A 479-nucleotide genomic window follows, 5' to 3' on the forward strand; every position below is an offset into this window, starting at 1 on the left:
GCTGGCACTTCTACTCCATCATCACAGAGTAACGACGCATAGTATTTCCCTGTCGCGCTGCGACTCAACGTGATGCTTTTCAACGTACCCGTAATATCACGGTGCAACCGGGCTGCAATCGGCGAGGCTTTCGGGATTTTGATTGCACCGTCAAGCACTTTCACTCCAACGCAATGATAGCTGGATTGTTTTCCATGCTTACGCTTAAATGTTGGGAAACGTGCTTTCAGTTTCGGATTGAAAAAGTTGGAAAAAGCCACATCAAGATTGATTATCGCCTGCTGTAGCGCGATAGAATCATACTCTTTGAGCCATGAATACTGACGGGATTTCTTCGCTACAGCCAATAAAGGCTTCAGATCTTTACGGGGGCTTAAACTTATACCGTGCCGCCGATAAGCCTGTTTTTTGATGTGCAAAGCCTTGTTGTACGCAAAACGAACAGCGCCGAACTGGGCATTGAGAAATTCTGCCTGTTC

The 479-nt window shown here is 46.8% G+C and carries 1 protein-coding gene; it reads right to left on the reverse strand.

What is annotated here, in order from left to right; all coding sequences use genetic code 11:
* A partial coding sequence (locus Phpb_RS14590; RefSeq protein ID WP_075489475.1) for an RNA-guided endonuclease InsQ/TnpB family protein occupies nucleotides 1-479 on the reverse strand: 479 nt, incomplete at both ends.

Origin of the sequence: Photorhabdus namnaonensis (assembly GCF_001684335.1) — a bacterium.
GTDB classification, from domain to species: Bacteria; Pseudomonadota; Gammaproteobacteria; order Enterobacterales; family Enterobacteriaceae; genus Photorhabdus; species Photorhabdus namnaonensis.